This is a genomic window from Streptomyces eurythermus, from assembly GCF_014649115.1.
Classification (GTDB): Bacteria; Actinomycetota; Actinomycetes; order Streptomycetales; family Streptomycetaceae; genus Streptomyces; species Streptomyces eurythermus.
In genome coordinates, this window is sequence record NZ_BMSK01000003.1 from 297,544 (window position 1) to 321,141 (window position 23,598).

Annotated in this window: 19 protein-coding genes, 1 tRNA gene and 2 pseudogenes; 13 read left to right on the top strand and 9 right to left on the bottom strand. The window is 70.5% G+C overall.

All coding sequences use genetic code 11. From position 1 onward, the window contains the following. The first annotated feature begins 25 nt into the window (after nt 1–25). Nucleotides 26–1,219, top strand: coding sequence for an MFS transporter (locus tag IE251_RS06840; protein ID WP_189751981.1), 1,194 nt, complete (start codon nt 26–28; stop codon nt 1,217–1,219). Here the strand turns inward: IE251_RS06840 and IE251_RS06845 are convergent. Next, nucleotides 1,213–1,734 (bottom strand): hypothetical protein, encoded by a 522-nt coding sequence (locus IE251_RS06845; protein WP_189751982.1) that lies wholly within the window; start codon nt 1,732–1,734, stop codon nt 1,213–1,215. The two genes, IE251_RS06840 and IE251_RS06845, sit on opposite strands and share 7 nt — an antisense overlap. Nucleotides 1,735–1,904: 170 nt before the next feature. Here IE251_RS06845 and IE251_RS06850 point away from each other — a divergent pair, with 170 nt between their 5' ends. The 5 genes from IE251_RS06850 to IE251_RS06870 all read left to right on the top strand — a co-directional run bounded on the left by IE251_RS06850 (nt 1,905) and on the right by IE251_RS06870 (nt 5,594). Further along, complete coding sequence (locus tag IE251_RS06850) at nt 1,905–2,546, top strand: HAD family hydrolase (RefSeq protein WP_189751983.1); 642 nt, start codon at nt 1,905–1,907, stop codon at nt 2,544–2,546. Between the two features lie 64 nt (nt 2,547–2,610). Next, entirely contained in the window at nt 2,611–3,792 is a 1,182-nt protein-coding gene (locus IE251_RS06855; RefSeq protein WP_189751984.1) for a helix-turn-helix domain-containing protein, read from the top strand. Nucleotides 3,793–4,124: 332 nt separating this feature from the next. Continuing rightward, nucleotides 4,125–4,529: an ATP-binding protein gene (locus IE251_RS06860; protein ID WP_189751985.1), complete on the top strand. Its 405-nt coding sequence runs from the start codon at nt 4,125–4,127 to the stop codon at nt 4,527–4,529. Next, nucleotides 4,522–4,869, top strand: coding sequence for a hypothetical protein (locus IE251_RS06865; RefSeq protein WP_229896641.1), 348 nt, complete (start codon nt 4,522–4,524; stop codon nt 4,867–4,869). The genes IE251_RS06860 and IE251_RS06865 overlap by 8 nt, the downstream gene beginning before the upstream one ends. Further along, nucleotides 4,866–5,594, top strand: a complete 729-nt coding sequence (locus tag IE251_RS06870) for a hypothetical protein (protein ID WP_189751986.1) — start codon at nt 4,866–4,868, stop codon at nt 5,592–5,594. The genes IE251_RS06865 and IE251_RS06870 overlap by 4 nt, the downstream gene beginning before the upstream one ends. A gap of 1,547 nt (nt 5,595–7,141) precedes the next feature. Here the strand turns inward: IE251_RS06870 and IE251_RS06875 are convergent. After that, complete coding sequence (locus IE251_RS06875) at nt 7,142–8,638, bottom strand: SEFIR domain-containing protein (protein WP_189751987.1); 1,497 nt, start codon at nt 8,636–8,638, stop codon at nt 7,142–7,144. Between the two features lie 235 nt (nt 8,639–8,873). Then, nucleotides 8,874–10,094 carry an IS110 family RNA-guided transposase gene (locus tag IE251_RS06880; RefSeq protein ID WP_189751988.1) on the bottom strand — a complete coding sequence of 407 codons (1,221 nt, stop codon included), beginning with the start codon at nt 10,092–10,094 and terminating at the stop codon, nt 8,874–8,876. A gap of 556 nt (nt 10,095–10,650) precedes the next feature. On the opposite strand from IE251_RS06880, the pseudogene IE251_RS06885 reads away from it, so the two are divergent. Further along, nucleotides 10,651–11,205: pseudogene (locus IE251_RS06885) on the top strand (Scr1 family TA system antitoxin-like transcriptional regulator); the annotation flags it as partial. Nucleotides 11,206–11,383: 178 nt separating this feature from the next. Here the strand turns inward: IE251_RS06885 and IE251_RS06890 are convergent. Further along, nucleotides 11,384–11,456, bottom strand: a tRNA-Arg gene (locus IE251_RS06890). A gap of 127 nt (nt 11,457–11,583) precedes the next feature. Between IE251_RS06890 and IE251_RS06895 the strand changes: the two genes are divergently transcribed. Beyond that, nucleotides 11,584–12,477: a phytoene/squalene synthase family protein gene (locus tag IE251_RS06895; RefSeq protein ID WP_189751990.1), complete on the top strand. Its 894-nt coding sequence runs from the start codon at nt 11,584–11,586 to the stop codon at nt 12,475–12,477. A 17-nt stretch (nt 12,478–12,494) separates the two neighbouring features. Here the strand turns inward: IE251_RS06895 and IE251_RS06900 are convergent, their stop codons facing one another. Both IE251_RS06900 and IE251_RS06905 read right to left on the bottom strand, forming a co-directional pair. Further along, nucleotides 12,495–14,147, bottom strand: a complete 1,653-nt coding sequence (locus IE251_RS06900; protein ID WP_189751991.1) for an IclR family transcriptional regulator domain-containing protein — start codon at nt 14,145–14,147, stop codon at nt 12,495–12,497. Between the two features lie 64 nt (nt 14,148–14,211). Further along, a complete protein-coding gene (locus IE251_RS06905) occupies nt 14,212–15,522 on the bottom strand; it encodes a M6 family metalloprotease domain-containing protein (protein ID WP_189751992.1) in 1,311 nt (436 codons plus the stop codon). Between the two features lie 278 nt (nt 15,523–15,800). Here IE251_RS06905 and IE251_RS06910 point away from each other — a divergent pair, with 278 nt between their 5' ends. Together IE251_RS06910 and IE251_RS06915 are read left to right on the top strand one after the other, a co-directional pair. Then, entirely contained in the window at nt 15,801–16,448 is a 648-nt protein-coding gene (locus IE251_RS06910) for a TetR/AcrR family transcriptional regulator (RefSeq protein WP_189751993.1), read from the top strand. Nucleotides 16,449–16,632: 184 nt separating this feature from the next. Further along, on the top strand, nt 16,633–18,171 hold the full coding sequence (locus IE251_RS06915) for an MFS transporter (RefSeq protein WP_189751994.1): 1,539 nt from the start codon (nt 16,633–16,635) through the stop codon (nt 18,169–18,171). A gap of 7 nt (nt 18,172–18,178) precedes the next feature. Here IE251_RS06915 and IE251_RS06920 read toward each other — a convergent pair whose 3' ends face one another. After that, a complete protein-coding gene (locus IE251_RS06920) occupies nt 18,179–18,688 on the bottom strand; it encodes a MarR family winged helix-turn-helix transcriptional regulator (RefSeq protein ID WP_189751995.1) in 510 nt (169 codons plus the stop codon). Nucleotides 18,689–18,796: 108 nt separating this feature from the next. Between IE251_RS06920 and IE251_RS06925 the strand changes: the two genes are divergently transcribed. Next, a complete protein-coding gene (locus tag IE251_RS06925; protein ID WP_189751996.1) occupies nt 18,797–19,588 on the top strand; it encodes a dioxygenase family protein in 792 nt (263 codons plus the stop codon). Nucleotides 19,589–19,616: 28 nt separating this feature from the next. On the opposite strand, the pseudogene IE251_RS06930 reads toward IE251_RS06925, so the two are convergent. Next, nucleotides 19,617–20,136 (bottom strand): annotated as a pseudogene (locus tag IE251_RS06930) (GNAT family N-acetyltransferase). A 191-nt stretch (nt 20,137–20,327) separates the two neighbouring features. Between IE251_RS06930 and IE251_RS06935 the strand changes: the two are divergent. Then, nucleotides 20,328–21,326 carry a sigma-70 family RNA polymerase sigma factor gene (locus IE251_RS06935; protein ID WP_189751997.1) on the top strand — a complete coding sequence of 333 codons (999 nt, stop codon included), beginning with the start codon at nt 20,328–20,330 and terminating at the stop codon, nt 21,324–21,326. Nucleotides 21,327–21,885: 559 nt separating this feature from the next. Next, nucleotides 21,886–22,560 carry a TetR/AcrR family transcriptional regulator gene (locus tag IE251_RS06940; RefSeq protein WP_189752178.1) on the top strand — a complete coding sequence of 225 codons (675 nt, stop codon included), beginning with the start codon at nt 21,886–21,888 and terminating at the stop codon, nt 22,558–22,560. A 6-nt stretch (nt 22,561–22,566) separates the two neighbouring features. On the opposite strand, the gene IE251_RS06945 is transcribed toward IE251_RS06940, so the two are convergent. Beyond that, a complete protein-coding gene (locus IE251_RS06945; RefSeq protein ID WP_189751998.1) occupies nt 22,567–23,565 on the bottom strand; it encodes a helix-turn-helix transcriptional regulator in 999 nt (332 codons plus the stop codon). Nucleotides 23,566–23,598 lie beyond the last annotated feature (33 nt).

Genomic DNA, 23,598 nt, shown 5'->3' on the forward strand with positions numbered 1-23,598 from the left:
GACGGCCCGGCCGAGACTCCGGACCATGACCGGCTACCGATCCCTGTTCCGCACCCCGGAGTTCACCCCGCTCTTCCTCGGCACGGCCGCGCAGACCGCCGCCCAGACCATCGGCGGCCTCGCGCTGGGCACGCTGGTGTTCCGGGCGACGGGCTCCCCGCTGCTGTCGGCGGTGAGCATGTTCGGCCAGTCGCTCGCCCAGGCGCTGGGCGCCACCGTCCTGCTCTCCGGCGCCGACCGGCTGCCCCCGCGTACGGCGCTGTCGGCGATCGCGCTGGCCTTCGCGGCCGGTACGGCGGCCCAGGCACTGCCCGGCCTCCCGGCCGGCGCGCTCCTGGCCGTCCTCGTACTGCTGGGCCTGGTCGCGTCGCTCGGCGGCGGGGTCCGCTGGGGTCTGCTGAACGAGATCCTGACCAAGGACGGTTATCTGCCCGGGCGTTCGCTGTTCAACATGGTGAACGGGCTGTCGCAGGTGGCCGGTTTCGCCATCGGCGGCGCCCTGCTCGCCGCCGTGTCCCCGCGCACCTGCCTGCTGCTGGCGGCGGCCCTGTACCTGACGGCCGCGCTCGTCCTGAGGCTCGGCCTGACCGCCCGCCCGCCCCGCGCGGCCGGCCGCCCCTCGGTATCGGCGACCTGGCGCGTCAACGCCGCGCTGTGGTCGTCCCGGCCGCGCCGCCTGACGTACCTGGGCCTGTGGCTGCCGAACGGCATGGTCGTCGGCTGCGAGTCGCTGTACGTGGCGTACGCCCCGCACGCGGCCGGCACTCTGTTCGCGTGCGGGGCGCTCGGCATGTTCGCCGGGGACCTGACGGTCGGGAGGCTGCTCCCCGCCCCCGTACGCGCCCGCCTGGCCACCCCCCTGCTGCTCCTGCTGGCGACACCGTTCCTGGTCTTCTGCGCGCACCCGCCGCTGCCGGTGGCGGCGGCCTGCGTGACCGTGGCGTCGGCCGGCTTCGGGGCGGCCCTGATACAGCAGGAGCGGCTGATGCGCCTGACCCCCGACACCATGGCCGGCCAGGCCCTCGGCCTCCACTCGGCGGGCATGCTGGCCCTCCAGGGCCTCAGCGCGACAGCGGCGGGCACCCTGGCCCAACTCACCTCACCGGCGACGGCGATGACGGCGATGGCGGCGGGCTCGGTCTGCGTCACCCTGACGTTGACCATGGCGGCCCGGCGCCCGGAGGCCGGCCGGGAGGAGCGCCCGCTGCCTGTTCAGTGATGGACGGTCGTCTTGGCGACGACGATGATCAGGCCGAGCGCCAGGTTCACCAGACCGGAGACCACCACCAGCCGACGAGAGGCCCCGGCGCGTACGGCGGCAACGGTCGACCACATGACCTGCTCGAACAGGGCGACCCCCAGCGCGAACCAAGCTGTTCCGGCGAGTCCGAGCCCCAGCAGGGGACTGATCGCCACCGCGACGGCCGGGGGAACGGCGGCCTGGACCACCGGCCACTCGTGCCCGGCCACATGACGTACCTCGCTCCAGCTCAGGCGTTGTCCGTGCGCCCGCTCCCCGGCCAGACGGGCGTAGACATGGGCGGCCCAGAACACGACGCCGGTGACGAGGAGGAACAGCACGAGCCCGAGGCGGGAGAACGGACCGACCGCTCCGGTCCCGGCAATGACGGACGCGGCCAGCAGCGCACCGTAGATCGCACCCGCGTAGTCGGTCCGCGGCTGGCCCGGCCGGTGCTCCGCGGTGCCGCCACCCGGGGTGGGGACGCTGGACACACCTCCATGATTGCCGGGACCACGGCCCAGCGCACGACGAAGACCGCGGGCCGAGCCCCTGCCTTGTCATGCGCGCGGGGCTTCACCCGGCTGTCCGTGGACCAGGAGGTGTACCTCTCGCCTCCGGGCAGGAAGGGGGGCCTCTCCGTTGCGCTCGGTACCCTGCCCGCATGATTCGCGCTGTGATCTTCGACGTCGGCGAGACTCTCGTCCGTGACGATCGCTACTGGGCATCGTGGGCTGACTGGCTGGACGTCCCCCGGCACACGCTGTCCGCGCTCGTCGGTTCCGTCGTCGCGCAGGGTCGCGACAATGCCGATGCCCTCCGCCTCCTCCGCCCCGGCATCGACGTTGCGGCCGAGTACCGGGCACGGGAGGCCGCCGGCCGCGGCGAGCACCTGGATGACAGCGACCTGTACGACGACGTCCGACCCGCCTTGGCCGAGCTGCGTCGGATCGGTGTCCGGGTCGTCATCGCCGGTAACCAGACCGCTCGCGCGGGGGAACTGCTGCGAGCCCTCGACCTGCCGGCCGACGTGATTGCGACGTCCGGAGAGTGGGGCGTGGCCAAGCCGCGGCCCGAGTTCTTCCAGCGAGCCGTCGAGGCCGGACAGGCGCCCCCCGGTGAGACGCTGTACGTCGGCGACCACCCGGCCAACGACACGATCCCCGCAGCGGCGGCCGGACTGCGCACTGCTCACCTGAGGCGCGGCCCATGGGGACATCTATGGGCAGCTGACCCGGATGTCGTGGCGACTGCGGACTGGAGAATCGACCACCTCACCGAACTCCCGGCGCTCATCGCCCCGTAGCCGCTCATCACTCTGTGACGGTGCCGCTACTGTTCGAGGTGGACGTACCGAACGGAGAGCCCGTATGCCCACCTCCACAGCCATCGAGGTCGGCCGCCGCATCGCCACCTTCCGCCGCGCCCGACGGATGACCCAAGCCGACCTCGCGCGCGCTGCTTTCGTCTCCCTGGCCACCGTCAAGGCCATCGAGCGCGGTGCCCGCTCACCCAGTGACGACACCCTCGATTCGATCGCCGCAGCGCTCGCCGTCGACCCGAGCCGCATCATCACCGGCAGCACGCGCACCAACAGCCGGGTGCACGCCTTCGTCCCTGCCATCTCCGCCGCGATCGCCGCCTACGACATCCCTGCCGACGTCCCGCCGCTCCCGCTGGACCAACTCGCGGCGGAGGTGGCCCAGCTGACCGAGTGGAGACTGGCCGCACAGTACGCCCGCATCGCCGAGCACGCCCCCCGGCTCCTCACCCGCTCTCTGACCGCGCTGCACCACTGCACCGGCGCGGACCGACTGCGTGCCGCTCAACTCCTCGCCGTCACCGCCAGGTCAGCGGACGCGGTCGCGTACAAGTTCGGGCACTGGGACCTGTCAGCCAGGCTCGTTGACCTGATGCGATGGGCGGCCGACCAGACCGAGGACCGCATCGCTCAGGCCACCGCCGCCTACGTCCGTACGGAAACGTTCTTCGCCGCACGCGCCCACGTCCAAGGTCTCACCGCTCTGGAGCGCGCCATCGACGCGAGTCCCATCCCGATCGGCCGGGAGACGACCGCAGCACGCGGCGCCCTGCATATGCGAGCGGCCGTCATCGCCGGCCGCGCCGACGACTCCGAGGCCGCAGAGCACCACCTGGCGGAAGCCCGCCGGCTCGGTGACACCATTCCCGAGGCCGACTACGACGGCACCCGGTTCGGCCCCGACTCCGTGCGTGCCCACGAGGTGTCCGTCGCGGTCAGCCTTGGCCGCGATCACATCCAGACAGCCCTGGACGTCGCCGAGGAGTGGACCCCGCCGGACTCCATGCCGGCAGAACGCCGATCCGGGTTCTGGATCGAGCTGGCGCGAGCGCAGGTGTGGGCGGGACGCCCGGACGACGCGTTCGAGTCGCTGAAGGTCGCCCGGTCCATCGCACCGCAGCACACTCGCGAGCACCCGTGGGCGCGGGATGCTGCGGCCACTGTTCGCCGGCTGAAGCGTGCGGACGCCGAGTCGCTGACCGCGTTCACCGAGTGGATCGGCGCTGTCTGAGGGGATACACGCTGTATCCCTTGTAGCCCTTGTCGCGGCCCACCCTCTGTCTGTCCGAGACAGACGGCAGATGGAGGCCAGGATGCGACATTGCAGCGAGCTGCTGTTCAAAGTTGCCGGACCCGTCAGTATCGCCCGGCTCCACGGACGGGCCTGCTGGTACTGCGGCGCGGTCGTCCGGGGGATGAGGGCAGTGGGCCGGGTCCAGCGAAGCGCCGGCCAGCGGGTGTGGACTGCCGTGTCGTGTGGCTGTCACCTGAAGCCGGAGAGGGCGCTGACGAGCGAGGGGCGTGTCCAGTGACCCCGTTCCGGCAGGACTGGTGGTGACGGCCATGGCATGGAGGCAGCAGCTGCCGCAGGTCCGCGTACTGTGCCGCGAGTCGGCGTCCGTGCCGGCCGCGAGGCACTTCGTGGTCGACGTCCTCAAGGACTGGGGCCTGGTCAGCGTGCTGGACGATGCCGCCCTGGTCGTGACCGAACTGGTGACCAACGCGTTCGGGCACACCGAGACACCGAGCGTGCGGGTCGTGGTGCGCCGGGTGCCCTCGGACGCGATCCGGATCATCGTCATCGACGAGCGTCCCGAGCTCTGGCCCGCTCTCCGGTCAGCGAGACCTCTCGGCAGTGGTGGGCGCGGCCTGGCCCTGGTGGAGGCCGTGACGACGGCGTGGGGCTGCACCCGGTTGCCCCGGGAGAAATACGTCTGGGCCGACTTGAAGGTGGCCAAGGGTGCCTGAGACGCCGACGCCGAGCACACGCCTGATGGTCATCCCCGCCACGCTGGTGCCGCACATCGTGCTGCCCCGCCTCGAGCTGCTGTCCGACGCCCGGACGCGGGGCGCCGAGTGCGTCTGGGGCGGCGAACGGTTGACCATCGAGACGGCCATCGACCTCGGCAAGCACGTGACCGACGACGGCTTCAGTTGGTTCCCTCGCGCCTGCCTGCGCTGTACCCGGAGCGCCGTACGGGCCGCGCGCAACACGCACCCCGATCGGTGCACCGAGTGCAAGGGCCCTACTGCCCTGTGCGACACCCGGCGCGCCCTGCACGACCTCCTGCTGGAGCTACGCCGATGACCGACACCAGCCCCATCCGTCCCGTGCGGTACTGGGACGGCGTCCCGGTACCGTTCATCACCGCCTGGTCCAAGGAAGAGATCCCGACCCAGGAGTTGGTCAAGGTCCACCGCTCCTCGGCGACGTTTCTTGGCCTCCAGGACGAGACCGACGTAGAGCGGCAGTTCGGCGTGTCCTGGATGCGCATGCCGGCGACGCGCGGCGGTCGGCCGCAGCCCGGCCTCGTCCACGCGCTGCGGCAGCGGCAGGCGATGAACCGCATGCTCTGCCAACTCTGCGGCGGCCCCACGGTCGGCTCCCGAAAGGACGAGTGGACACTCTTCCTCGCGGCCGACGCCGACGGCCACCCGCTCCTGAACGGGGAACGGACGGAGTCCCCACCCGTGCACGCGGTGTGCGCCCGACTCGCCGTCGAGCACTGTCCGCCGCTGCGCCACCGTGGCTGGACGGCGGCCCTCGTACGGCACACGCCGATCTGGGGAGTGGCCGGGCACCTCTACGACCCGCTCACCCTCGATCGATTGCCCAGCGCTCCCCAGCACCGGGACGGCATGCACCGAGTCCCGTTCGCGGACACCCCGCGCCTCCGCTGGACCCTGGCGGCCCGTCTCATCATCACCCTGGAGGGCGTCATCCCCGTCACCGACCTCGATGCCCTGGCCGACGAGGAGACCGAGGCCATCCGAGCGAGGTCAGAGGGCGGGGGATGCTCTCTTCTGCGTTGACCCGGAAGATTTTTGAAGACCGGACCGCGTAGCGAGTGTGCAGTCAGGCTGCGGTCTCTCCGGAGTACGAGAAAGACCCCGGATCCCCTGGCCTGGGAGTTCCGAGGCCTACCCCCTGTTCAACCGTGTTCCCCCGGCAGGATTCGAACCTGCGACACCCGCTTCAGGAGTTCGGCCTGACCACCTGTCCCCGCGTGCTGCGTGGGGTGGCCGTGGCCGTGTCAGACCGCACTGCGCCGCGGCTGTCCGCTGTCGCATGCAGCCATCGTCTACGACGGTGGCCGGTCTCGTCATAAGAGTGACCACCGTCGGTGCTCTGAGGAACATCAGCTTGGGAAGCTAAGACGATCTGAGACCTGTCGTTGACCTGACCTGCGGTGGAAGGTGCTGACGGCCGGTAAGCGGGTCCTCTGGTTTCCCCGGTGTTCCCCGCGGTTCCCCACACGATCTGGCACGCGTCTGGCACGACCTCTTTGTCCCGAACTATGGGCAGGGTGGTCGCAGAGGTCTGGCCGGCACGTCAGACGGTCACTCAGGGCCGGTGATGTTCCGGGGCTCGTTGCGGTGGTTGCTGTAATTCCGTGTTGTACAGCAATCGTGCTGACCACCGCTGCAGGAGTTCGGTCTGACCGCCTGTCCACCCGTGCTGCGCGGGGCGGCCGTGGCCGTGTCAGACCGCACTATGCCGCCGCTGTCCGCTGTCGTTGATGTCAGCCATGGATGTCACCTCACACCGGCTGGGGTCACTTGCGACGCTTGCGTGTCTTCGCCTTGCGTTCGGCTTCCTTGCGCTTCTCGATGGTGTAAGACGACCACTCGCCACGGTGCAGGTTGCATCGCGACGCACCGACCATCGCCAGCCGCCGGCACCGAGTGCCCTTCTCCGTGAGCGCTCCACACCTGTCCTGCGTACGAGCCACGTCTCCCACCCCCCGATCTCGACCGTTGTGCGGATCAGTGCAGGATTGCCGGGCGCATGTCCCCTGTGAAGGCGCACCGCTCCGCGCAGCGGTGCACGGCGGCCCACGGAGGTCCCTCGGGGGCGCACAGAGCGAGCGCATACCGACAAGTCAGGCCCCGGAGCACTCCGGGGCCTGTCCTGTTCAGAGACGCTACGGGGGTGGGGCTGGGTATGGGTAACCGCTCGTCAACGCCAGAGCAATACCGCCACATTGACAGCCAGTATGGGGATATAGAAAAGACAGAGAGTAGAAGATAGGAAAACCTCACGTTTTTTGACTAGTGAAGCGAATCCCGTCACATCCATTGACCACGCTGGAACCGATCGATCCCCTCTAGAGACAGCCTCGTATAGTTTGCGAAAAAGCCTTTCTTGCCTCAGGTAGAAATAGTCTAGAAGCCAAAATCCCGCAGTTGGGATAATTGAAGCAATGGCGAGTGAAGACTTTCCGCTTCCCAGTGACGCCGCCGCTAGGGCACCCGTTAACGTTATGCTCCAACCGCGAATAAGGAATGAGTTGTTGGCGAGTCGAGTGACTGTCGATTGTATGAACTCAAGATGCTTCACGGATGACTCGTTGGACTCGTCACTCACTCTCGACCTCGTCAATCTTGGGGACCTGGAGGATTCTTAGGTTGCTCACCTCTGCGGGGATCTCTTCACTGGACGGTGGCCATCCAGGGATTGGATAGGCTGGCCAAAAGTTCTCCACGCGCCATTGGCCCAACAGTTGCCTCATGAGGAACGGTGCAGTCTGAACCGGACCTGACTTCTCATCGAAAACCATGAGGTCACCATCGGTGGGCGAAAGAACCACGAGTTCGTAATCGACCCCGATAGGCCTGGGATTACTGGCAGCTCCCCACGTTTCGTCAATCGACGGGAAGGAAGTTTGAAACTCGTACAGTTGGATTGCGGTGAAACTTTTAGCGAGCGGGTGATTTGGCTTGATGGTAGATAGCGATTTAGCCAGCTCATCCCGGTCGAACGGTGCCAGAGACTCGTGATCTTTATTTGCCCAGATCCATGCTTGCGCCAGTACCAGTCGGAGTTTCGGAGTGAGTAGCCCCCATGCTCGATTAAACTTTCCCTTCTTGACGGCACGCACAAACTTTTGGGCGGTGTCTACGGGGCCGCCATCACGAAAAAATGACTCCATAGCCTCAATTGCGAGACGTATGTTTCTGGTCGCCACCTCCGAGGTCTGCTTGTCCGGAGCGCTTTCTAGCGCACGGTGGTACACGCTTAGGGCTGGCGCCCAAAACCCCATCCGCTGATAGATTTCTCCCATGGCGCAGTAAGCAACGGCGCGCTGCTGCCCACGCAACTGGTTGAGCAGTTCAGTCAAATTATCCAGAGCTTCATTCGGATCGGTATCACTCAAGAGAATGGCTGATTCAATCCGCAGGTCAATCTTTTGACTTACGGATGATCCAATTTCTCGGCTGATCAGTGACGGCGCTTCGCCAATCTGGGCCGGAATGAACTCTGGCGCTTGCAGTAGATGCCGGAGAAGGGGGATAAGGCTGGAATCGTCTCCAGGGGATACGAGGTACCTGTTTGTCACCTTGAGTGGAGTTGGGATGTGCTCGAAGTCGTCCGGCGAGAAAATCACCGGTATGTATTTGACCTTGTCGTTGGTGCTGTAGTAGATGTCTGCTGTTATGAGAGTTCCCTCCCAGCGGACCCCTGCGCCGATTCCGGGAATCTCGTTCTGATTGAATCTCCTCGCATACGTCTCCGTAACTACGCTGAGTACGTACTCGGCGTTCTCGACCTGGCGCTGCATCCAAACGGGCCAGTTGGTTGGTGGGGTGCTTTCGACGAAGAAATCAGCCCAAGCGTCCACTCCGTTTCGCCGCAAAGCTTGAATAAAGCCAAGCACCCGCTCTCTGTGTTCATCGGAATCGTGAGAGTAGGAGATGAAAACACGCGGAACCGACTTGCTTTGCATCTTCCCGCTTTCGATGGCATGACATGTGGTCAGAGAGAGAATCTTAAAGCACAGGCGGTCTCGATGGGGGGCTTCCGCGGGGTCGGTGGAGCGGCTTTGGGCTGGAGCTGCTTTGGCGCGAGTGATCATGGCCCCGTAAGCTTCCGGCGCGTCGGGCAGTCTGTGGACCTGCCCGCTAAAGCACGACGTTGGGGCCATGATCTGCGAGGCTCGCGCCAAAGTGGCTGCCTAAAGCCGTGGAGCCGACCGCCCCAGCCACGACGTACCCCTTCTCTGACGGCAAGCGGCTGACTGCTGTGCGCGCGGCGCGGGTGCCGGCCGGGCTGGAGCGGGGCGGAGACAGACATCCGATGCGGTTGATCAGTCAAGCGGTGCTGGGGAAGGCGGTCTGCTCGTCGTAGGGGATGCGGTGGGTGAGGCAGTGGTGCAAGCAGCCCAGTAGCCGGTTGAAGAGGTTGCGTTGGGCTGCGACGTGGCGGTCTTCGGCTGCGCGGCGGCGGTCGTAGTGGGCTCGTGCTCCGGGGGATGCGGTGAGGGCGGCGAAGGCCCAGATGTAGCCGGCCGAAGCGAGACGCTGGTTCTTGATGTGCCTGGCCAGGACGGTGGTCTTGCGTCCGGAAGACCGGGTGATGGGGGCGGACCCGGCATAGGCCTTCAGGGCGCGTGGGCTGGCGAAGCGGGTGTGGTCGTCGCCGATTTCGGCCAGGACGCGGGCGCCGGTTAGTGCGCCGAGGCCAGGGAAGCTGATGATGATCTCGGCGTCCTGATGGGCGGCGAAGGCTGCGGTGGTGGCTGCTTCGAGGTCGTCGGCGCTGGCGCAGGCCGCGTCGAACTGGCGGAGCAGAGCGAGGGTTTTGGTGCCCATGGCCTGCTCAATCATGGGTGGTTGCCGCATTTGAGGTTCGCGGAGCAGGGCGTGGAGGCGTTCGACTTCACCGGTGATCTCGCGCTGGCGTCCGGCTTTCTTCAGGATCGCTCGCAGCTGCGGGCGGGTGAGCTGGGCGGCCTGGGTGGGTGTGGGGGCCGCGGCGAGCAGGGTGCGGGTGACGGGTGAGGCGAGGCCTTCGCGGAAGTGGCGGAAGACGGTGAGGAAGCCGGGGAAGTATTCGCGCAGGTGGGAGGGGAGGCGGTTGCCGGTTTGGACGCGGTCCCAGACGGCGTCCTGGTGTGCTCGGGCCAGGACGGTGATGGCTTGGGCGAGGTGGCTGTCCGCGGGCAGGGGCCGGTGTTCTGCGGGGTCGGTGCGCAGGATGTTGGCCAGGACCTTGGCGTCGAGGTGGTCGGACTTCTTGCGGCTGAGTGCGTAGCGGTCGCGGTAGCGAGCGGCGGTGAGCGGGTTGATCACGTAGATGGGTCGGCCGGTGGCGCGTAAGCAGGCGACCAGGAGTCCGTGAGACGTCTCGATGGCGACCGGGATCGGGTTCTCTGGGCTGTCGCCGTGCTGGGCCAGCAGGTCCAGGAGCTGGTTGAGGCCGGTAGGGGTGTCGTCGATGCGGAGCTTGTCCAGGAGGGTGCCGGCCTCGTCGAGCAGTGCGATGTCGTGGTGGTCGGTGGCCCAGTCGATGCCGCAGAACACGCTGGTCATGGCGGGTGTCCTTGGGTGGGTGCCGGTGGTGGAGTGGTCGCCGTGGCGGGGTTGCGCGTCTCCCTAATGGCAGGGCTCATAGGCCCGTCATCCGATTAGCCGTTCGCAATCCCAGCGGTCGCCAGGGGTCTCGGTCAGCTGCGGAACTGGGAGCGTTCGCCGAGCGGTGAGAGGTGTTCCCTGGCGACGGCTTGGACCACGAGAGCCAACGATGCCGCTGATTGTGTGCGAGCGGGGGTGGCGGGGCCGGTCCGCGCGGGACGAAGGCAGGAGCGCGGACGAGAGCCGCCACCCCCGGCGCTGCTTCACAGAGCGGGAAGGCACGTGGGGCCGACTCTGTCTTAAGAGGTCAGGCCTCAGGAGCGACTACGGATCACCACGTGCCCACCCGCTTACGGCACCATTAGGAGCGCAGGCCCGGCCGGGGGCCGGGCCGCGCGCGGTGAGCGGAGCGAGCCGCCTTGAACCAGTAGAGAAAGTTTGAATCACGCTCGGCTGGTGGTCGCTGTGTCTGGTCGTACCGGAGCTTGCTGGCTCGTGGTGTAGAACCCTGGACATGGGGAGTGAGCGGCGGGAGCGGATGAAGGCGCTGGGTGTGCGTCTTCGTGTGCTTCGTGGAGAGTCGGGTCTGACGGGTGCTGTGCTGGCGCAACGGGCCGGCGTGGGTCAGCCGACTGTGTCCAAGATCGAGACCGGGCGCATGGTGCCGAGCCGGGATGTGCTCGACCGGATCCTGGGCGCCCTCGGCATGGATGAGTCGGTCTCTCGTGAGGTGCGGGAGCTGCTCGCGGGCGTTGTTGCCGCCGAGGACGCCGAGCCGACTGTCGTTGACGTCGCCGAGGGCACGACCGTTGACGAAGAGGTGCGGTCCGCTCGGTCGGTGCGCTCGTTCCAGTGCGTTGTTCTGCCGGCCATGTTGCAGAGCGCGGAGTACGCCCGGCACGTCTTCCAGAGCGCCCCTCGTTCGACACCCGAGGCTGTCGGTCGGGCTGTCGCTGCCCGTGTCGATCGGCAGAGCGTGTTGTACGAGCCGGGGCGGGAGTCGGGGTTCGTGGTTACCGAGGCCGTGTTGCGGACCTGGCCGGGGAGTCCGGCGTTGATGCTGGCGCAATGATCTGTAAGCACATGACCAGTGACCGGGACCGGGCCATCGCGGGACCGGCTCGGAGTTGTGGTCCCGGGGCGGTGGGGGAGTGGCCTCCGGCACCTCCGACGGGCGTCTTGCGGGCCCGTAGTGGCCGAAGGGCCAGCTCGGGAGGAAACCCCTCCTGAGCTGGCCCTTCTCTCTGTGCCCCCGGCAGGATTCGAACCTGCGACACCCGCTTTAGGAGAGCGGTGCTCTATCCCCTGAGCTACGAAGGCGGGGTGGTGATCGACCGGTGAGGGTCGGGTCGCCGTCGTCAGTGTAGCGGGTGGTGTGCTCGGTGTACCGGGGGTGCGGTTGGGCGAGGGGCGGGTCCTGTCGGCGGCGCCGTTAGGGTGGGGGCCCGTGAGTGGGTGGAAGCGTGGGCTGGACGCCGCCGGTGTCCTGGAGCCGGGGTTGCGGCGGGACTACGGGATCCAGCGGGAGCTGGTCGCGCGGTTTCGGCGGACCTCCTATCTGGCGGCTCGGGCGCTGCTGCCGGGGGCGCTGCTGCCCCACGTGGTCGTGGCGACCGCCGTCATGCACCACGGGGACAACCTCCTGGACACCGGGTCGCGAGCGCACCGGGCGGACGGATGGGCGGTCTGGGAGCGGCGGGTGCGGGCGGCGCTGGAGACGGGGCGCGGTGACGACCCGCTGCTCCGGGCGCTCGTCCACACCGTTGCCGCTCATCCACGGCTGCGTGCGGCACTGGAGGAGTATCTGGTCTCCGCGCCGGCCGAGCTGGAGTTCGCCGGGTTCGCCGGTGAGGACGACTACCAGGGCTACGTGGACGCCTACTCCCTGCCCGCCTTCATGCTGGTCGGCTGTCTGCTCGGTCCGGACGCCGAGGACGGCCGTTATCGCGCCGCCTGCCGGGTGTTCATCGACGGCAGCCAGCGGCTGGACTTCGTCCACGACATCGCCGAGGACCTGGCCGAGGGCCGGCTGGGGATCCCGGCCGAGACGCTGGAGCGCTTCTCGGTGCGTAGGGAGGACTTGGCGGCCGGGCGGGTGGTGCCCGGGGTGGGGGAGCTGGTCCGGGACCAGGTCGGGCTGGCGGAGGCCGCCCTGCGGCAGGCCCGGGCGGTGTCCGGTCTCGTCCCGGCGTCCAGCCGGCCGTTGCTGGAGGCGCTGGTCGAGGTGGAGTTGCTGACCGCCGCAGCCGTACGGGCCCGCGGCCCGCGGGTGCTACGCGGCTCGGTGAGCCCGTCGCCGGTGGCCGCCCTCGGGGTGCTCCTGCGGGCCCGGGTCCGGTGAAAGACGCGCGGCGAACGTCAGGTCGTAGGGACCTTGGTGAAGCGGGACACCTGGTGCAGGTCGCGCTGGATGTCGTCCGCGGTCGCGCGGAGCGCGGGCAGGAGGCGTTGGACGCAGTCCTCCAGGGTGCGGCGGGCCGCGTGCGTGGCCACGTTCACGGCGGCGACCGCGCGGCCCGTGCGGTCCCGGACCGGTACGGCGACCGAGCGCAGGCCCGACTCCAGTTCTTCGTCGGCCAGGGCATACCCCTGAGCCCTGACCTGGGTCAGCTCCGGGGACAGGGGACCGTCCGCGTCCGCCAGGAGGACGCGGCCCAGTGAGGTCGCCGCGGCCGGCAGGCGCGCGCCCACCGGTATGCGTACGGTCAGCACACCGCTCGTGGCCGCGCCCGCCGTGTACTGGACCTCCGTGCCGTCGGCGGTCAGCACCGCCAGCGCGGCCGGCTCGCGCACCCGGTCGGCGAGCGCCCGCAGATGCGGCTGGGCCAGGCGGGGCAGCGTCGTCCGGGACAGCGGCGGGAAGCCCAGGTCCAGGACGCGCGGGGTGAGGGTGAAGGCGCGGTCCTCGTGCGCGGCGGTCACCAGGCCCAGGTGCTCGTGGGTGAGCAGTGCCCGGCGGGCGGTCGCCCGGGACAGGCCGGTCGCCCGGGCCACGTCCGTCAGGGACAGCGCGGGGCGGCCCTCGCCGAACGCCGTCAGCACGGTCAGGCCCCGGGCCAGCGACTCCACGAAGTCCCGGCCGAGTTCCTGCTTGGAGGCCGTGGTCCAGGTCGCGAGGCCGGCGGGTGCGGGGCCCGGCTCGGGCGGGGGCGCGGTCCGCAGGTCGGCCTCCATCGCCTCGACCGCCGTACGCAGCCGGGGCAGCAGGGTCGCGGGCAGCTCCGCCGCCGGGTGCCGGCTGGTGTGGCTGACCACGCTCGCCACGCAGGCCACGCGGCCGGTGCGGGGGTCGCGCACCGGGGCGGACACCGCGACCAGGCCCGGCTCGATCAGCTGGTCGTCCAGGGCCCAGCCGTCCCGGCGGGCCGCCCGTACCCGGTCCGCGAAGGCCGCGTCGACGGCGTCGGCGGTGGCATGGGCGGTGCCGGGGGCGGGTTCCGGGCGCGGGGGGACGGCCGGGAACGCCGTGTCCCGCGGGTCCTCGGCCCGGCGGGTCCGCCAGCGGGCCCAGTCCCGCTCCGTCCACTCGGTGGCGAACAGCGCGCCGGGCGCGGTCCGTTCGGCCGGCAGCAGGTCGCCGATGCGGAAGCTGACCGACAGCGCCCGGCGGCGGGTGGCCTGGTGGATGAAGCGGACGCCGTCGCGGTCGGCGACCGCCAGCGACACCGACTCGTCCAGCTCGTCGGCGAGGGCGTCGGCGCGCGCGCCGAGCAGGGCGGGCAGCCGCAGGGCCGCCAGGAAGGCGTTGCCCAGCTCCAGCACGCCGGGGGTGAGGACGACGTCCCGGCCGTCGAGGCGTACGTAGCCCATGCGGGCCAGGGTCGCGGTGATCCGGTCCACCGTGGAGCGGGCGAGTCCGGTGGCCCGCTCCAGCGCGCTCGGGCTCAGCGTGCCGCCCGCCTCGGCCAGCCGGCGCAGCACCCCGACCCCGCGCACCAGCGGCCCCACCGCCTCCGCGGGCACCCCGGCCCCGGCACGGGTGTCGGCATCCACTGCGGTCATGGCGGGCATCGTCTCTCCGGTACGGCGTCGGGGCACGCCTACGGTAAACCGGGCCCGCGCCGCCCGCGCCCCCTCAGGAGTCGTCCGCCGCCTGCACCACCTTGCCGCCCCGGCTCACCCGGACCCGGTAGTTGCCCTCCGCGTCGGTCGAGAGCACCCGCACGCTGACGCCGTGCCGTGGGTCCTCGAAGGTCTCGCCGGGGGTGAACGGGGCGTCGGAGAGCTCCGCGTGGACGTTGGGGCTGCGGGTGCAGCCGCCGCTGCCGCGGTGGCTGTCGAAGACGGTGACCGGGCCGCGGCCGGTGTCCACCGCCGCGTCGATCCGGTAGACGAGGACGCCGGGACGGCACACCGCCTCGTCGTTGCCGCCCTGGGCGCGGACCTCCAGCGCGTAGGTGGTGCGCGCGGTGACCGGTATGAGGACCAGCTTTCCGCCGCCCTGCTGGTACAGCGGGGAGAGGGTGAACTCCGTGCTGCCCGGTGCCGCCGCGCAGCCGACCTGGCCGCCGTCCAGCCAGCCCAGCTTCCACTTGTGCCAGCCGAGCAGGTCGTTGTTGGCCCCCCAGTCCTCGCTCATGATGTCCCAGTGCCCGACCGCGCCCCCGCCGTCCTGTGTGTACAGGTCGGGCAGGCCGAAGGTGTGGCCGTTCTCGTGCGGCAGCACCCGGTACCCGGTGCGGTCGTAGGACCCGGAGCCGTCGTCCTGGCGGGAGTAGACGAAGGAGGCGTTGGAGATGCGCACGCCGTCGGCCACCGGGGCGTCGTCGTTGCCGGCGAAGGTCACGGACAGCACGGTGTCCAGGGCGGAGGGCCCGGCGTTCGGGGTGACGAGCACGTTGAGCAGGTCGTAGTCGCGGAAGTCCACCGCCGGGTCGGCGGCGGCCACGAGGTCCTGCACCAGGCTGCGGTAGCCGGGGTCGAAGGGCGCGCCGCGCTCTATGCCGTACTCGTGGAACGGCTTGGGCATGCGCAGCCAGGTGGTGACGGGGGTCTCGGGACGGTAGTCGAGGCGGCCGTACGACGCGGTGTGGAACCAGTCCTGGGTGCGCGGGAAGAACTCGTGGAAGCGGTCCATCGCGTCGCCCTCGCCGGGCGCGTCGGGGAAGTCGACCATCAGGGTCAGGGCATGGACGGTGCCGGTGGAGCGGGAGTAGCCGGGCGGGGTGGGCAGGCCCTCGGTCATCTGTACGTCCAGACCGCCACGGATCATGCAGGGCAGGAGCGCGGAGGAGCGGGCCGGTCCGAGCGGCCCTGCGGTGGTCGGCGCCGTCAGGTGTCCGGTCCCGGCCGAGGTGCCGACCGCGAGGGTCAGCGCGCTCACCAGGGTCAGGGCGGCCACCCGGCGCGGGCGTATGCGGCGGCGGGGCTGCGGCTGCGGCTGCATGCAGGGACCTTTCGCGCCACGGCAGCCGCCGGTCTGTCGGCTGCACCCTTGCGCTCACCCTGGGGCGGCGGGGAGGAGGGCGCGCGCTGGAGGAGACCGATGGTGGGAAACCGGGTCCGCGACCGGGTGAAACCCGGCGGCCGGAGATTGTGTCCCAGGTCACAGCGATTCTTCGCCGGGGCGGGAAATAACCGGGGACGCTTTCCCCGTTTAGCCCTGTGTCCGCGCGAAACGGGGAGCCCTTCCCCGGATCGCCCCCTCGATCCAAGGAGTACGCCGTGCCCGCCGCCACCGCCCCCGCCGAGCGCAAGGTGACCCGGCCGCGCGCCGACGCCCTGCGCAACCGGGAGCGGATCGTCGCCGCCGCCCGGGAGATGATCGTCGAGAACGGCCCGGACGTGCCGATCGACGAGATCGCCCGCCGGGCCTGCGTCGGCAACGCCACGGTGTACCGCAACTTCCCCGACCGCGACGCCCTCGTGCGCGAGGTCGTCTGCTCCGTCATGGACCGCACGGCCGCGGCGGCCGAGCTGGCCCTCGCGGAGAGCGGGGACGCCTTCACCGCCCTGGAGCACTTCGTGCACGCCGCCGCGGACGAGCGGATCGGCGCGCTGTGCCCCATGGTGTCCGGCACGTTCGACCAGCACCACCCCGACCTGGAGGCCTCCCGTGAGCGCGTCGAGCGGCTCATCGAGGAGCTCATGGGCCGGGCCAAGGCGGCCGGGCAGCTCCGGCCGGACATCGGCGTGGGCGATCTGATGATCGGCGTGGGCCAGCTGAGCCGGCCCCCGGCCGGCACGGACTGCCCGCGCGGCGACCGCTTCGCCCACCGCCTGCTCCAGTTGTTCCTCGACGGCCTGCGGGCGCCCGCCCGCTCCGCCCTGCCGGGTCAGTCCCTCAGCATCAAGGAGCTGCGCGCCTCCTGACCGATTAGTTCAGCTCCCGCGCCCGGTCCAACGACAGTACGGCGGTTCGTACAGCCGTTCCCTTCCTGTTCACCATCCCGCCTTACCCCGTTTTCTCAGCATTTTTCACCACGCCGACTCTCACCACGCTGTCCGTCACCAGCCCTGAGTTCCAAGGCTCCGAAGTACCGAAGTGGGTATCCCCATGTCCGAAACAGCCCGCAAGGCTGCCGGCCTCGCCGCCCCCGGCGGTGACGCCAACCGCTGGAAGGCGCTCGTCTTCATCGCGCTCGCCCAGCTGATGGTCGTCCTGGACGCCACCATCGTGAACATCGCCCTGCCCGCCGCCCAGGAGGACCTGGGCATATCCGACGGCAACAAGCAGTGGGTGATCACGGCCTACGCGCTCGCCTTCGGCGGTCTGCTGCTGTTCGGTGGCCGGATCGCCGACCTGTGGGGCCGCAAGCGCACCTTCGTGCTCGGCCTGGTCGGCTTCGCCGCCGCCTCCGCGCTCGGCGGTGCCGCCACCACCGGCCCGCTGATGTTCGGCGCCCGTGCCCTCCAGGGTGTCTTCGGCGCGCTGCTCGCCCCGGCCGCGCTGTCCCTGCTCGCCGTGATGTTCACCGACGCCAGGGAGCGCGCCAAGGCGTTCGGCATCTACGGCGCCATCGCGGGCGGCGGCGGTGCCGTCGGCCTGATCCTCGGCGGCTTCCTCACCGAGTACCTGAACTGGCGCTGGACCTTCTTCGTGAACATCCCGTTCGCCGTGGTCGCCGCGGCCGGCGCCTACTTCGTCATCCGTGAGCCGGAGGGCGGCCGCAACCGCAACCCGCTCGACATCCCGGGCGTCCTGCTCTCCACCCTCGGCCTGGTCGCGCTCGTCTACGGCTTCACCCGCGCCGAGTCCGACGGCTGGAGCGACACGCTGACCGTGACGATGTTCGTCGCGTCCGTCGTGCTGCTGCTCGCGTTCGTGCTGGTCGAGGCCAAGGTCAAGGCCCCGCTGCTGCCGCTGCGCGTGGTGACCGACCGCAACCGCGGCGGTATCTACCTCTCGCTGGGCCTCGCCATCATCGGCATGTTCGGCCTGTTCCTCTTCCTGACCTACTACCTGCAGATCGTGAAGGGCTACTCGCCGGTCAAGACCGGCTTCGCCTTCCTGCCGATGGTGGTCGGCATGATCACCGGCTCCACCCAGATCGGCGCCCGGCTGATGACCCGGCTGCCGGCCCGGCTGCTGATGGGCCCCGGCTTCCTGGTCGCCGGCGTCGGCATGCTGCTGCTGACCCAGCTGGAGATGGACTCCTCGTACCCGGCGCTGCTGCTGCCCGCCATGCTGCTGCTCGGCCTCGGCATGGGTACGGCGTTCATGCCGGCGATGTCCCTGGCCACCCAGGGTGTCCAGCCCCGGGACGCCGGTGTCGCCTCCGCGATGGTCAACACCTCGCAGCAGGTGGGCGGCGCGATCGGCACCGCCCTGCTGAACACGATCGCCTCCTCGGCGACCACCTCGTACGTCAAGGACCACATCGCCGGCGCCACCGGCAAGCCGCAGCAGCAGCTGGTGGGGCTCCAGGGCATGGTCCACGGCTACACGGCCGCGATCTGGGTGGCCGTCGGCATCCTGGCGCTCGCCTCGCTGATCGCCTTCACCTTCGTCAACGCCGGCCGTCCGAACGCGACCGCCGTGATGAGCGGCGAGGGCGCCGAGGACGAGGTCCCGGTGCCGGTGGTGGCCCACTGACCGTGAGCTAGCGGAGCCAGGGCAGGTCCGCACCCGCTTCCTTGGGCTGGAGGCCCTCGGCGACGATCTCCATGATCTCGCCGAGGGCCTTCTGCTGTTCCGGGCTCAGCCGGTCGAACAGCGCCTGGCGCACGGCGGCCACATGGCCGGGCGCGGTGCGCCGCAGCACCTCGACGCCCTCGTCGGTGAGCACGGCGAACTGGCCGCGCTTGTCGGCGGGGCAGTCCTCCCGGCGGACCCAGCCGTTCTTCTCCAGCCGGGCGATGGCGTGCGAGAGCCGGGAGCGGGTGATCTTCGCCTGCATCGCCAGCTCGGTCATCCGCAGCCGGCGGCGCGGGGCCTCGGCGAGGCCGACGAGCAGGCCGTAGTAGACGTGCGGCATCCCCGCGTCACGCTGGAGCTGCCGGTCGAGGTGGTCCTCCAGGAGGGTGGTGGCGTGCAGGTAGGCGCGCCAGACGTGCTGTTCCTCGGCGGTCAGCCAGCGGGGTGCTGCGGCGGAGTCCGGTGCGTTGTTCATGCATCCACTCTACGAGGCGGCTTCTTGAAATTTGAACAAGCGACGGGTAGGGTTCCGGGCTGGAAACTTGAGAGTTCAAGCAAGGTCAGATCCCCGGGAGCCGCCGCGATGTCCGCCACCGTCCAGGAGCGCATGCCCGCCCTGTACCTCAGCCACGGCGCCCCGCCGCTCGCCGACGACCCCGTCTGGCCCGGCCAGCTCGCCGCCTGGTCCGCCGCCCTGCCCCGCCCCCGCGCGATCCTCATGGTCTCCGCCCACTGGGAGGAGGCCCCGCTCGCCCTCGGCGCGGTCGAGACCGTCCCGCTCGTCTACGACTTCTGGGGCTTCCCCGAGCACTACTACACGGTCCGCTACGCCGCCCCGGGCGCCCCCGCGCTCGCCGACTCCGTCCGCAAGCTGCTGCGCGCCCCCGGGCTCCCCGTACAGGACATCCCCGACCGGGGCCTCGACCACGGCGCCTACGTCCCGCTCGTCGAGATGTACCCGGACGCCGACATCCCCGTCCTGCAGATCTCCCTGCCCACCCTCGACCCGGTCCGCCTGATGGACCTCGGCCGCAGGCTCGCCCCGCTGCGCGACGAGGGCGTGCTGATCGTCGGCTCCGGCTTCTTCACCCACAACCTCGCCGCCCTGCGGCACACCGGGCCGGGCGTGCCGAGCTGGTCGGCGGAGTTCGACGACTGGGGCCGGCGCGCCCTGGAGGCCCGCGACTGGGACGCCCTGCTCGACTTCCTGGACAAGGCCCCGGCCGGCCGCTACGCCCATCCGCGCACCGAACACTTCGCCCCGCTCTTCGTCACCATGGGCGCGGCGGAGGCAGGCGGCGAGCTCGACGCGCAGAAGTCGGTGATCGACGGGTTCTGGATGGGAATGGCGAAGCGGTCCGTGCAGTTCGGATGAGAGAGCGGTGCGGGGGGAAGCGCCCCGCTCAGAGTTCCTTCTCGTACCAGGCCACGTCCCAGTAGCGGCCGAACTTGCGGCCGACCTCGCGGAACGTGCCGACGTGCCGGAAGCCGAAGCGGGCGTGCAGCCGCTCGGAGGGCTCGTTGGGCTGGGCGATCCCGGCGTAGGCGCGGTGCACGTCCTGTCCGGCCAGGGCCTTGAACAGGGCGTCGTAGAGCAGCGTGCCGATGCCGCGCCGGCCCGCACCCGGGGCGACGTACACCGAGGTCTCCACGGACGTCCCGTACGCCCGGCTTCGGCCGATAGGGGCTCGAGGTGGCGTACCCCAGGATCCGCTGTGAGCGGGCGTCCGCGGCAACCATCAGCCGGTGCGGGCCGTCTTCCGGGTGGGAGAGCAGCCAGGGGCGGCGCTCCGAAGGGGTGAACACGGCGGTGTCGAATGTGATGGCCGTCTCAAGGACGTAGTGGTTGTAGATCGACGTCAGAGCGTCGAGGTCCCCCTCGATTCCCGGCCTGACCTGCACTTCGGCGTCTTCCGGCGGCATCTGGCCTCCCCGTGTGGCGGACAGGGTACTGCATGATCAGAAAAATCGCGGGGTGGGTTGGGAATTCTGTCCTGATTCCAGTCGTTGTTTCCCACGGATGCAGGGCACTCGAAGAGAGTCCCAGAGACAGCCCCTTCAGTGCCGCGCGTTCGCAGGACCACCCGCCCGACCACCATCGCAAGGGAGCACGCATGGCAACCCGTGCCGTCGCCCGTCGTCAGTCCGCCACCGGCGAGACGGCCGACTCGGCAAGCAGTGTTCGCGCTCATGGCGGCGAGATCGCAGACCGCGACCTGGTCGGCATGTACCTCGACGAGATCGCGCGTACGCCGCTGCTCGACGCCGCCAAGGAAGTCGAGCTGTCCCAGACCATCGAGGCGGGTGTCTTCGCGCAGCAGGTGCTCGACGGCGAGGAGGAGTCCCGCACCGACGCCACCCGCGAGGAGCTTCAGGCCCTGGTGGCCGCCGGTGAGCGCGCCAAGGACGTCTTCATCCGCTCCAACCTCCGCCTGGTCGTCGCGGTCGCCCGGCGCTACCCGCGCAGCGGTCTGCCCCTGCTGGACCTGATCCAGGAGGGCAACGCCGGCCTGGTCCGCGCCGTGGAGAAGTTCGACTACCGCAAGGGCTTCAAGTTCTCCACGTACGCCACCTGGTGGATCCGTCAGGCCATCACCCGCTCCATCGCCGACCAGTCCCGCACGATCCGGCTCCCCGTCCACCTGGTGGAGGAGCTGGGCCGCATCCGCCGCGTCCAGCGCGAGTTCAACCGCGAGCACGGCCGCGACCCGGAGCCCGCGGAGATCGCCGCGGAGCTGGGCTCGACGCCGGAGCGCGTCGTCGACGTCCTGGACTGGGCCCGCGACCCGGTCTCGCTGAACATGTCGGTGGACGACGAGGGCGAGACCCAGTTCGGCGACCTGCTCGAGGACACCTCGGCGGTCTCCCCGGAGCAGTCGGTCCTCACCCTGCTGCGCAGCGAGGAGCTGGACGACCTGATCGGCCGCCTGGACCAGCGCACGGCCTCCATCATCAAGATGCGGTACGGCATCGAGGACGGCCGCGAGCGCACCCTGACCGAGGTCGGCAAGGAGCACGGGCTCACCCGTGAGCGGATCCGCCAGATCGAGAAGCACGCGCTGCTGGAGCTGAAGAAGCTGGCCCGCGACACGGGGTTCGACGCGGCCGCGTGACGGCGGGCCCCTCCCCTGGGGAAGGGTTCCGGGGCGCACTGCGCGGTGCGGTGCGCGCGCCGGGTGGTGCGGGTGGCGAAAGACGGCGCAAACATGGCGCGGTCCCGTCGCTTCAACGCCCGGGCCCGAGGGAACAACCCTTCCGGGCCCGCAAGCGGGCCCGGGGCCGGCACTCCCCACACCCCCACACCGCACCCCTGGCCGACAACGACGCCGGCCGACCCACGCAAAGCCACGTCCCGACGCAATCCCCCCCCCGGCGCCGGGACCTCCCGAGCCGGGCTTCGGCGCCTACCCCCCCCGGGCGCCGGGGCCCGGCCTCTTCTGCCCGGCGGGGTTCTCTCCCCTGAGGAGCCTCCCGGGCCCGTCCCGTAAGGGCCCCGGGTACTGGAACGGCGGCCCACCCCGTACCTGAACCCCGGGGTGGACCGCCGGATGGCAGATTCTGCCACACGGGCATAGCCTGCCGGGCATGAGCACCACCCAAACCCCCGCCCACCAGCCGTTTTCCGCCTCCGCGCCGGTGTCCCTCACCGAACGCCGGAAGGCCGAGACACGGATGGAGATCGCCCGGGCGGCGGCGGCCCTCTTCGTCCGGCAGGGCCTGCGGGCGACCCGCGCCGAGGACATCGCCCAGGCCGCGGGCATCGCACCGCGCACGTTCTACCGCTACTTCGCCACCAAGGAGGAGGCGGTCGCCCCCCTCTACGCCGCCGGCGCCCAGCGCTGGATCGAGGCGGTCCGCACGGCCCCGGCCGGCCTGCCCGTCCCGCAGGCCCTGGAACACGCCGTCCGCCACACCCTCACCCCTGGCCTCGGCGTCTCCGCCGCTTCCTGGGAGTGGCTGCGCACCCTGGTCCGCCTGGCCGGCACCAGTCCGGCCCTGCGCAAGGTGTGGGCCGAGGTGTGCCAGGCGTCGGAGGGCGCGCTGGCGGAGATCCTGGCGGCCCGGGAGAACGCCCCGACGGCACCGGCGACCCTGACGCCCCAGGGGATTTCGTGTCCGGAGCGGCCCGGCGTGGAGTGCGGCGCCCAGGACCCGGCGCCGCTCACCCCGCGGCTGCGGTTCGCGGCGGCCGTGGCCGGGGCCGCCGTACGCGTCGCCGTGGAGTCCTGGGCCGCCACGGCGACCCACCCCACCGGCCCCGAGGGCCCGGCCGGCCTGGCCGTACGCAACCTGCGCGCGCTGCGGGACTTCGAGTGGCCCGGGACCCCGTCCGTGCCACAGCCCTGAGGTTCCCTAGGGAACGTACGCCCCCTCCGCCCCTTCCGGTCCGGCGTTCGCGGCCCTGGTCAGGCGGTCGCCCAACCGCCGTACGCACTCCACCAGTCCCGCCGGCCCGCGCACCGCGAACTCGGCCTCCGTCATCGCCAGCCGGACCGCCAGCCACTCCATCGGGTCGCCCGTGGTGCCCCGCAGGACGCAGCCGCCCGTGCCGTCGTCCTCGGGCACCCCGAGCCAGGCGGGAAGGCGCGCGGAGACCTGTTCCGCCGGCGCGGCGAACCGCACCTCGAAGGCGTACGTCTCCTGCCGCCGGTGGATGGACTGGCGCAGATACTCGGCGGCGCTCCCCGTGGGCAGTTCCCGCGGCGCGAACCGGACGCCGGTCGCGAACGGCTCACTCACCCGGTCCACCCGGAAGGTGCGCCAGTCGGCCCGGTCGACGTCGTAGGCCACCAGGTACCAGCGCCGTCCCGTCGACACCAGCCGGTGCGGCTCGGTCAGCCGGCGGGAGGCGCTGCCGTCCTTGTCGCGGTAGGCGAACCGCAGCCGTTCGTGGCCCGCCACCGTGGACGCCATCACGGTCAGCGTCTCCGGGGCGATGCCCGGCCCGTCGCCGAGCGTCAGCGGTGTCGTCGCGGCCTGGAGCGTGGACACCCGGTGGCGCAGCCGGGACGGCAGCACCTGCTCCAGCTTGGCCAGCGCCCGTACGGCCGCCTCGTCCACCCCTTCGATGGCGTGCCCGGCACCGGCCCGCAGCCCCACCGCGATCGCCACGGCCTCCTCGTCGTCCAGCACCAGCGGCGGCATCGCCTTGCCCGCGACCAGCCGGTACCCGCCGTCCGCACCCCTCGTCGCCTGCACCGGATACCCCAGCTCCCGCAGCCGGTCCACATCCCGCCGCACGGTCCGCCGGGACACCCCCAGCCGGCCGGCCAGCTCGCCCCCGGGCCACTCACGGGGCGTCTGGAGCAGGGACAGCAGCTGAAGCAGCCGGGCCGGTGTGTCGGTCGTCATGCCTACGAGCATGCCGTGCCTATAGGTCAGGAT

Excerpts from the sequence above, each read along its gene's own strand:
- IE251_RS06840 (WP_189751981.1), top strand. The coding sequence starts at position 26 with ATGACCGGCTACCGATCCCTGTTCCGCACCCCGGAGTTCACCCCGCTC.
- IE251_RS06850 (WP_189751983.1), top strand. The coding sequence starts at position 1,905 with ATGATTCGCGCTGTGATCTTCGACGTCGGCGAGACTCTCGTCCGTGAC.
- IE251_RS06855 (WP_189751984.1), top strand. The coding sequence starts at position 2,611 with ATGCCCACCTCCACAGCCATCGAGGTCGGCCGCCGCATCGCCACCTTC.
- IE251_RS06860 (WP_189751985.1), top strand. The coding sequence starts at position 4,125 with ATGGCATGGAGGCAGCAGCTGCCGCAGGTCCGCGTACTGTGCCGCGAG.
- IE251_RS06870 (WP_189751986.1), top strand. The coding sequence starts at position 4,866 with ATGACCGACACCAGCCCCATCCGTCCCGTGCGGTACTGGGACGGCGTC.
- IE251_RS06875 (WP_189751987.1), bottom strand. The coding sequence starts at position 8,638 with ATGATCACTCGCGCCAAAGCAGCTCCAGCCCAAAGCCGCTCCACCGAC.
- IE251_RS06880 (WP_189751988.1), bottom strand. The coding sequence starts at position 10,094 with ATGACCAGCGTGTTCTGCGGCATCGACTGGGCCACCGACCACCACGAC.
- IE251_RS06900 (WP_189751991.1), bottom strand. The coding sequence starts at position 14,147 with ATGCCCGCCATGACCGCAGTGGATGCCGACACCCGTGCCGGGGCCGGG.
- IE251_RS06905 (WP_189751992.1), bottom strand. The coding sequence starts at position 15,522 with ATGCAGCCGCAGCCGCAGCCCCGCCGCCGCATACGCCCGCGCCGGGTG.
- IE251_RS06915 (WP_189751994.1), top strand. The coding sequence starts at position 16,633 with ATGTCCGAAACAGCCCGCAAGGCTGCCGGCCTCGCCGCCCCCGGCGGT.
- IE251_RS06920 (WP_189751995.1), bottom strand. The coding sequence starts at position 18,688 with ATGAACAACGCACCGGACTCCGCCGCAGCACCCCGCTGGCTGACCGCC.
- IE251_RS06925 (WP_189751996.1), top strand. The coding sequence starts at position 18,797 with ATGTCCGCCACCGTCCAGGAGCGCATGCCCGCCCTGTACCTCAGCCAC.
- IE251_RS06935 (WP_189751997.1), top strand. The coding sequence starts at position 20,328 with ATGGCAACCCGTGCCGTCGCCCGTCGTCAGTCCGCCACCGGCGAGACG.
- IE251_RS06940 (WP_189752178.1), top strand. The coding sequence starts at position 21,886 with ATGGAGATCGCCCGGGCGGCGGCGGCCCTCTTCGTCCGGCAGGGCCTG.
- IE251_RS06945 (WP_189751998.1), bottom strand. The coding sequence starts at position 23,565 with ATGACGACCGACACACCGGCCCGGCTGCTTCAGCTGCTGTCCCTGCTC.